General features: G+C 62.3%; 9 protein-coding genes and 1 tRNA gene. 1 reads left to right on the forward strand and 9 read right to left on the reverse strand.

Annotated features, from left to right (window positions below; all coding sequences use genetic code 11):
- Window positions 1-62: 62 nt before the first annotated feature.
- The 8 genes from PARACOCCUSGL_RS0119145 to choX form a co-directional block, all read right to left on the reverse strand.
- Window positions 63-1064: a DMT family transporter gene (locus PARACOCCUSGL_RS0119145; RefSeq protein WP_010400363.1), complete on the reverse strand. Its 1002-nt coding sequence runs from the start codon at window positions 1062-1064 to the stop codon at window positions 63-65.
- On the reverse strand, window positions 1061-2113 hold the full coding sequence (queG, locus tag PARACOCCUSGL_RS0119150) for a tRNA epoxyqueuosine(34) reductase QueG (RefSeq protein ID WP_010400364.1): 1053 nt from the start codon (window positions 2111-2113) through the stop codon (window positions 1061-1063). Before queG ends, PARACOCCUSGL_RS0119145 begins: the two co-directional genes overlap by 4 nt.
- Window positions 2094-2783, reverse strand: a complete 690-nt coding sequence (locus PARACOCCUSGL_RS0119155; protein ID WP_010400365.1) for a glutathione S-transferase family protein — start codon at window positions 2781-2783, stop codon at window positions 2094-2096. Before PARACOCCUSGL_RS0119155 ends, queG begins: the two co-directional genes overlap by 20 nt.
- A gap of 86 nt (window positions 2784-2869) precedes the next feature.
- Window positions 2870-3622: a monofunctional biosynthetic peptidoglycan transglycosylase gene (gene mtgA / locus PARACOCCUSGL_RS0119160; RefSeq protein WP_010400366.1), complete on the reverse strand. Its 753-nt coding sequence runs from the start codon at window positions 3620-3622 to the stop codon at window positions 2870-2872.
- Window positions 3623-3693: 71 nt separating this feature from the next.
- Window positions 3694-4263, reverse strand: coding sequence for a DUF1269 domain-containing protein (locus PARACOCCUSGL_RS0119165; RefSeq protein ID WP_010400368.1), 570 nt, complete (start codon window positions 4261-4263; stop codon window positions 3694-3696).
- 133 nt (window positions 4264-4396) lie between these two features.
- Window positions 4397-4822: a PPC domain-containing DNA-binding protein gene (locus PARACOCCUSGL_RS21040; protein WP_010400370.1), complete on the reverse strand. Its 426-nt coding sequence runs from the start codon at window positions 4820-4822 to the stop codon at window positions 4397-4399.
- Window positions 4823-6325: a choline-sulfatase gene (betC, locus tag PARACOCCUSGL_RS0119175; protein ID WP_010400371.1), complete on the reverse strand. Its 1503-nt coding sequence runs from the start codon at window positions 6323-6325 to the stop codon at window positions 4823-4825. It abuts the gene before it with no gap.
- On the reverse strand, window positions 6326-7264 hold the full coding sequence (gene choX / locus PARACOCCUSGL_RS0119180) for a choline ABC transporter substrate-binding protein (protein ID WP_083825874.1): 939 nt from the start codon (window positions 7262-7264) through the stop codon (window positions 6326-6328).
- Between the two features lie 162 nt (window positions 7265-7426).
- Here choX and PARACOCCUSGL_RS0119185 point away from each other — a divergent pair.
- Window positions 7427-7502: transfer RNA gene (locus PARACOCCUSGL_RS0119185), tRNA-Ile, on the forward strand.
- A gap of 54 nt (window positions 7503-7556) precedes the next feature.
- Here the strand turns inward: PARACOCCUSGL_RS0119185 and PARACOCCUSGL_RS22085 are convergent.
- Window positions 7557-7810 (reverse strand): phage integrase (locus PARACOCCUSGL_RS22085; RefSeq protein ID WP_010400373.1); only part of this gene is annotated, 254 nt, incomplete at its 5' end.

A 7810-nucleotide genomic window follows, 5' to 3' on the forward strand; every position in this document is an offset into this window, starting at 1 on the left:
TCAACACGGAGGCCTGTGAAGCACTCATCAGCCGATTTATGAACCTTGAATGGCGATCAGGTCTAACCCTGCGGGGTCATGGCCTTGCGCTGGCGGTTGCGTTCAAGCCCCAGCTGACGCTCGCGCCAGATGATCAGGATACCGGCCGTGATGACCAGCGCTGCCCCGGCCAGCATCACCACGGTCGGTGCCTCGTCAAAGATGAACCAGCCGATCAGAATTGCCAGCAGCATCGAGGCATATTCGAAAGGCGCGACCAGAGACGCATCTGCATAGCGATAGGCCGAGGTCAACAGGATCTGACCCAGCCCGCCCAGCAACCCTATGGTGACAAGCAGCGCCGCGGTTTTCGCATCGGGCATCACCCAGCCAAAGGGGATCGTCAGCAGCCCCAGCAGCGTCGAGGTGACCGAGAACCAAAAGACGATGGCCGAGGTCCGCTCTTCCTGCACGAGTTTGCGGATAAAGATCTGGGCCAGCGCCGTGCAGGCGGCGCCCGACAGCGTGACCATGGCACCCAGGCTTTCCTTGTACCCCATTCCGGCATTGCCAAAAGTCAGGCGGGGGGACAGCACGATCACCACCCCGATCAGCCCCAGCACCACCATCGAAAGGCGGAACAGCCGCACATCCTCGCCCAGAAACATCGCGGCAAAGATTACAGTCAGCAGGGGGGCGGCATAGCCGATGGCCGTCACCTCGGGAAAGGGCAGCAGGGCCAGCGCCCAGAAGCCCATCCCCATGGCGGCGGTACCTATGATGCCCCGGTACAGATGTCCCATCGGGCGAAAGGTTTTCAGCCCCACGCCAAGTTCATGCCGCCAGGCGAGCCAGATCAGGATCACCGGGATGGCAAAGAGCGAGCGGAAAAAGACCTGTTGGCCCGGCGGCACGCCAAGCCCGTCGCGGGCGGTTGCCTTGACGATCGAGGCCATCAGCGTGAACACCACTACGCTGAGACATTTCAGCACGATGCCTCGCAGCGGGCTTTGCAGCGGGCGCTGAACCGCGCTTGGGACCCGGCTGTGGTGCAGGCTTTGTGACGGGCTGTCGGGTTGGGTCATGGCAATTGCTCACAAGCCCAGCGTGCCGCATCGGCGACCGCCGGGTCGGGGTCATGCTGCAACGCTTCGGCCAGCGGGCGCAGTTGCGCAAGCCCCGAGTTGCCTATCGCATAAAGCACATTGCGCACCATCCGGTCGCGGCCGATGCGCTTGATCGGGCTGCCCGAGAACCGGGCGCGAAAGCCGGCGTCATCAAGCTGTGCCAGCTCGGCAAGCGCCGGGGCTCCATGGGGACCGTGATAACGCAGCTCGGTCGCGGCCTGCGCAAATTTGTTCCACGGGCAGGCGGAAAGGCAGTCGTCGCAGCCATAGATGCGATTGCCAAGCAGCGGGCGCAGTCCGGCATCGACCGGCCCTTTGTGCTCAATGGTCAGGTAGGAAATGCAGCGCCGCGCATCCAGCTGGTAGGGCGCGGGAAAGGCCGCAGTCGGGCAGGCGTCAAGGCAGGCCCGGCATGAGCCGCAATGCGAGTGCCCGGCCTCGTCCCGGGGCAGGTCCAGCGTCGTAAAGATCGCGCCCAGAAAGAACCAGCTGCCGAGGTCGCGCGACAAAAGGTTCGTGTGCTTGCCCTGCCAGCCAAGGCCCGCCGCCTGTGCCAGCGGCTTTTCCATCACCGGGGCAGTGTCGACAAAGACCTTGATTTCGCATCCGGTCAGCCCGACCAGCCAGCCGCCCAGCCGCTTGAGGCGCTTTTTGACCAGATCGTGGTAATCCTTGCCCTGAGCATAGACGCTGACTGCGCCGCGATCCTTGTGACGCAGCACCTCGATCGGGTCATGTTCGGGAGTGTACAACTCGGCCAGCATGATGATCGAGCGCGCTTCGGGCCACAGGCTTGCGGGTGAGGCGCGCCAATGCGTCCGCTCGGCCATCCAGCCCATCTGGCCGTGGCGGCCGTGATCCAGAAACTCGGCCAGGCGTCGGGGCAGTTCGGGGGCGGCGTCGGGGGCGCAAATGCCAAGGGCCGAGAAACCCTCGGCCCGTGCCTGTTCCTCAAGCCGCGAACGGATTTCTGCCGGATCGGTCAGCCTAGAAGTCGAGCAGCGCATAATGCGGCGCCGGGTGCACGCCCGGCAGGTGGTCGGCCAGAAGGCTGCGGAACGCCGGCCGCGACTTGATCTTGGCGTACCATTCCTGAACCTCGGAGGAATAGGTCCAGTCCACGTCCGAGATATAATCCAGGCAGGACAGATGCGCCGCCGCGGTGAAATCGGCCAGCGTCATCACATCGCCAGCCAGCCAGCGGCGATGTTCAAGCAGGCTTTTCATGTAATCGAGGTGATAGCGTATCGCCGACAGCCCCGCCTTGACGGTGCGCGAATCGGGATAGCCCAGCCGCATGACCTTTTTCCACACCCGTTCGGTCATCACGGGTTTGGTCACCTCGGCGTTGAACTTGTCGTCGAACCACGAGCAGAGGCGGCGAACCTCGTAACGCTCGATCGCCATGACGGGCATCAGCGGCGGCTGGGGCTGGATCTCGTCCAGATATTCGCAGATCGCCTGGCTTTCGGCCATCAACCGACCGTCCATGCGCAGAACCGGCAGCTTGCCCGCCGGGTTGCGGCGCAGAATTTCCGAGCCCGGCTCCCAAAAGCGGTCCTCGACCAGCTCGACCTCGATCCGCTTTTCGGCCAGCACCAGCCGCACCTTGCGGCAAAAGGGCGACAGGGCGACGTGGTAAAGGCGAATCGTGGAATTGGGCGACGAGGTATTCATCAGGGGGAAACCGCTTCGTTCTCGGGCCTGTGGTTGATACGCCCCGGGACGTATAGTTTCAACTGTCATGGCGCGGGATGGGCGGATCAGCGCGGCAGGAGCAGACAGGAATCGCGGCCATCCGCGCGGATCGTCTCGGCCCCGCTGACGATTGAACGGGTGCGCGCCGATCCGGTCTGCGGGTTGCGCGTGCGGGGCGAGGGCAGGATCGAGGCCAGTGCTGCCGCCTGGCGCAGGGTCAGCCTGTCAGGCGTCGTCTGGAAATAATACGCCGCCGCCGCCTTGATGCCAAAGATGCCACGCCCGAATTCCGCGATGTTCAGATAGACCTCGGCGATGCGGCGTTTGGACCACAGTGCCTCGATCATCGGGGTATAGATCGTCTCCATCACTTTGCGGGGCCAGCTGCGCCCCTGCCACAGAAAGACATTCTTTGCCGTTTGCTGGGTCAGGGTGGAGGCGCCGCGAGATGAACCCGAGGCAATGACACGCCGGATCTCGACCATGTCGAAACCCCAGTGATTGCAGAAATTGGCGTCTTCGGCCGCGACGAGGGCGCGCAGCATATGGGGCGAAATCTCGTCCAGATCGGTCCATTCGCGGGTCGCCCGGCCGGGAAATTCACGTTGGCCCTGAATGATGGTCCAGGTGGTCGGCGGGTTGATGAAGGAAAAGAGAAAGACCAGCACGAACATCAGCGCCAGAAGTCGCGCCCCGATCCAGCGCACCCATGACCACAGCCAAAGCACCAGCCGCCGCAGCGGCCGCGCGCGGCGCTTGGCTGGGCGGGGATGAGGCTGCGCCTCGGGGTGGTCGATGATGTCCATGCGGCGGGGCATGGAGGCGTCCTGTCACGCCCATGCCCCTTGCGTCAAGCGCTCAGACCAGGACCCGAGTTGCTTGATTACCCTCAGGCTTCGGGTTTGGCAGCCTCTGTGGGTGTGCCAGCCGGTTGGTCCGCCTGAGGCAGGCCCAAAGCCGAGCCAAGCTTGCCGCCGGCGAAAGCCTGACGCAGCCGTTCCTCTTCGGCGTCGGGCAGTGAAGTTTGCAGGACCCGGCCGCGCAGGTGGAAACCTTCGAGCCGCGCCAGCACCTTGTCAGCGGTCATCTTGCGCACAAGGATAAAGACCGCCGAGCCGCCCGGCTGGATCGAATGGCCAAGTTCACGCATGAAATCGTCGTTGATGCCGATGTCGGACAGTTTGCCGGCGATTGCGCCCGCCCCGGCACCCACTGCAGCGCCAATCAGCGGGTTCAGGAATACAAGCCCGACCAGCGTGCCCCAGAACCCGCCGCCAAGTGCGCCCGCGGCGGTCAGGTTGACGGCCTGATGCAACTGAATGTCGTCGGCCGAGGGGCGAGTGACGACAACCGCGTCCTCAAGCTGGATCAGATATTCCTTTTGCATCTTCACCAGCTCGGTGCGCAGTTCAAAACCGGTGGTCTCGTCGTCGAAAGCAATAACAAGGAGGTCGGACATGGGAGGAATCCTCTTGACTGGTAACGGGGCAGTAACGCCCTGATGGTACTAAGAGTTCCGAAAACAGTGCGGCTTGTAAGGGGGTGTTTCGGCCTTTGGCCGAGGATATTTGGCACGAAAGAAGCGGATGGGTTTATCCCTTGTCCGGCGTTTTGTGCACAACCAGCTCGGTACAGCCCGAAAGGGGACAGGGCGCGCGGTTGAAGGTCAGCCCCTCCAGGATCACCACCACGATTTCCGCGGTCGTGTAGACCTGTGATCCCGGCAGGAGGTAGCCGCCGAAGGCGCGTCCCTTGCTGTCCGCGATGGTCAGGTGCAGGTGCTGGCCGGCAGGGTCGATCGTGCCGACCAGAGACGTGATCTCAAAATGGCCCTGATAGCTGGTACTGTCGGGCTGGTCTGCATGGCGGATGACGGCACGGGTCAGGCTGCCCACGCAGGTGACCAGTGCCATGGCCTGCGCCCCGGTCTGACGTTGCAAGGCGCGCAGCGCGGTCAGAGGATCTTCCCCCGGCGTTAGGCGGATGGCCGCAAATCTGCCGGGGGAGAGCGGGAGCATTCATTCGCCCCTTGGATAGCGCTTGGATTCCTCAAGCACGTTCAGATCCATATGGTTGCGCATGTAACGTTCGGACGCGCGCATCAGCGGTTGGTAGTCCCAGGGGAAATAGGCACCGTTGCGCAGAGCCTCATAGACCACCCAGCGGCGGGCCTGGCTTTCGCGCACCGCCGCGTCGAAGGCGGAGAGATCCCAGCGCTCTGCCGCTATTGCGCGCATACGGGTAAGCACCTCGGCTGCAGTTGGGTCGTTTGCACGGTTGATGCGTTCGGCCGGGTCCTCGGCGAGATTGTAGAGGATTTCCGGGTCGGCCTGACAGGCGATGTATTTCCAGTCGCCGTCACGCAGGCACACCAGTGGGGCGATGCTGCCCTCGGCGGCATATTCCATCGCTACCGGCCCGCGCCCCTCGGCCCCTTGCGCAAGAGAGTAGCCATCGGTCCAGGGCTTGACCTCGGACATCGAGATACCTGCAAGGTCGCACAGTGTCGGCAGCACATCTATCGTCGAGACAGGCTTGTCGACGCGCCCCGTCTTGCCGCCTGGGACCGAGATCATCAGCGGAACCCGGGCCGAGCCTTCAAAGAAGCTCATCTTGAACCACAGGCCGCGTTCACCCAGCATCTCGCCATGGTCGGATACGAAGAGGATGATGGTGTCATCCTCCATCCGGCTGCGGCGGAGCACGTCCAGCAGCTCGCCGATCTTGTCATCGACATAGGAGATATTGGCGAAATAGCCGCGCCGCGCCCGCCGGATATGATCGGGTGTGATCTCGAACGCGCGCCAGTCGCAGGCGTCCATAAGGCGTTGCGAATGGGGGTCCATCTGATCGTATGGGATCGCCTCGGGCGGCTCAAGCTCGGGCGCGCCTTCGTAGAGGTCCCAGTATTTCCTGCGCGCGACAAAGGGGTCGTGAGGGTGGGTAAAGCTGACCGTCAGGCACCATGGCCGGTCATCCTGACGCCGCGACAGGTCGTAAAGTTTTTGCGCGGCGTGGAAGGCAACCTCGTCGTCATATTCGTATTGGTTGGTGATCTCGGCCACTCCGGCGCCGGTGACCGAGCCGAGGTTGTGATACCACCAGTCGATCCGCTCGCCCGGTTTGCGATAGTCGGGGGTCCAGCCGAAATCAGCGGGGTAGATATCGGTTGTCAGCCGCTCTTCGAAACCATGAAGCTGGTCGGGGCCGACGAAATGCATCTTGCCCGACAGGCAGGTATGCCAGCCCGCGCGCCGCAGGTGGTGGGCATAGGTTGGAATGTCGCTGACGAATTCTGCGGCGTTGTCATAAACGCGGGTCCTGCCGGGCAACTGCCCTGACATAAAGCTGGCGCGTCCCGGCGCACAAAGCGGGCTGGCCGTATAGGCATTCGAATAGCGCACCGAGCGTTCCGCAAGCGCCCTGAGGTTCGGAGCATGCAGGAAATCCGCCGGGCCGTCGGGGAACAAAACCCCCGACAGCTGATCGGCCATCAGGATCAGGATATTGGGACGTTTCAATTACTTCACCGCTGCCAGAACTGCCTCGGCGCCGGGTTTTCCGTCCAGCGTCGTAACCCCGTCAAGCCATTTCCCTACGGTCTCATCATTTTGGCTGATCCACTCTTTCGCGGCATCGGTCGGGTCCGCGCCATCATCGAGGATATTGCCCATCAATTGGTTTTCCATATCGACGGTAAAGGTCAGCTGGCTGAACAGTTTGGCGGCATTGGGGCAGGCCGCGACCCATTCCTTGCGCGCCAAAGTATGGACGGTCGCACCGCCGTAATCCGGGCCGAACTCTTCGTCTCCGCCGGCAAGATAGGTAATTTTCAGTTTGATGTTCATCGGATGCGGCGCCCAGGCCAGAAAGACCGAGGGGGTGCCCGCCTTGTCGTTGCGCTGTACCTGCGCCAGCATGCCCTGTTCGCTGGATTCGACGAGTTCCCAGTCAGCGAGGCCGAACTTGTCCGCCTCGATCATCTTCTGGATGCTTTGGTTCGCCGGGGCGCCGGGCTCAATACCATAGATCTTGCCCTGGAAGGCATCCTTATGCGCGTCAAGGCCAGCGAAATCCGTCACGCCCAGATCTGCAGCCACGTCGGTAACGGCAAGGGTGAATTTCGCGCCAGTCAGGTTCTGGACCAGTTCCTGAGTCTTGCCCGAGGCGTCGAGGTCGTCGCGGAATTTCTGCTGAGCGGGCATCCAGTTGCCCAGGAATACGTCGATATCGCCGGTTTTCAGTGCTTCATAGCCGACCGGAACCGAAAGAGTGGATATCTGCGGCTTGTAGCCCAGCCCCTGCAGCACGGCCGTAGCAACGCCGTTGGTGGCAGTGATATCCGTCCAGCCGGGGTCCGACAGGCGGACGGTTGCACAACTGTCGGGGTCTGCCGCCAGCGCCGGCCAAGCAGCCATCAGCGCCAGGGTCAGCGGGGCAATCAGGGTGGGTCTGGACATGATCTGATCTCCGTTTGGTGCCGCAATCTGCGGATCGATGCCGCTATCAACCCATAGGAGCGGCAGCTGTTCAAGCGCATATGGATTGTCCGGCTTTTCGTGAACTCTGGCGTTCTCGTCCTTGACGAAGGCGCTTTCCTTGATCAAAGGTGGCGCCGGTCAGGGCCTGTAGCTCAATGGTCAGAGCAGGGCGCTCATAACGCCTTGGTTGGGGGTTCGAGTCCCTCCGGGCCTACCAAATCCCTTCATTTCCATTTATTTTCAAGGTGTTGAAGGGGTATTTGACGGGCCGCTAAGAAGGGTTAGTCAGGTTTGGTTCGCCCACCACCTCGTCGGGGACGCCCGTGATAGCCGAGTTGGTCTGGCCCTTACGGTTAAAACGGTCACAGTATTTTTGTGCTTCTTTGATATCGGTATACCGGCTGACCGCCATAACCTTGAACACATCGCCTTCGGCCTCCGCGATCCGGCGACAGATGGCCTTACGCAACCCATGGGCAGCAAAAAAAAGGCAGTCCGGCTGTTGATTTCCGTCGAGACGTGACC

The organism is Paracoccus sp. TRP, assembly GCF_000185925.1.
GTDB lineage: Bacteria > Pseudomonadota > Alphaproteobacteria > Rhodobacterales > Rhodobacteraceae > Paracoccus > Paracoccus kondratievae.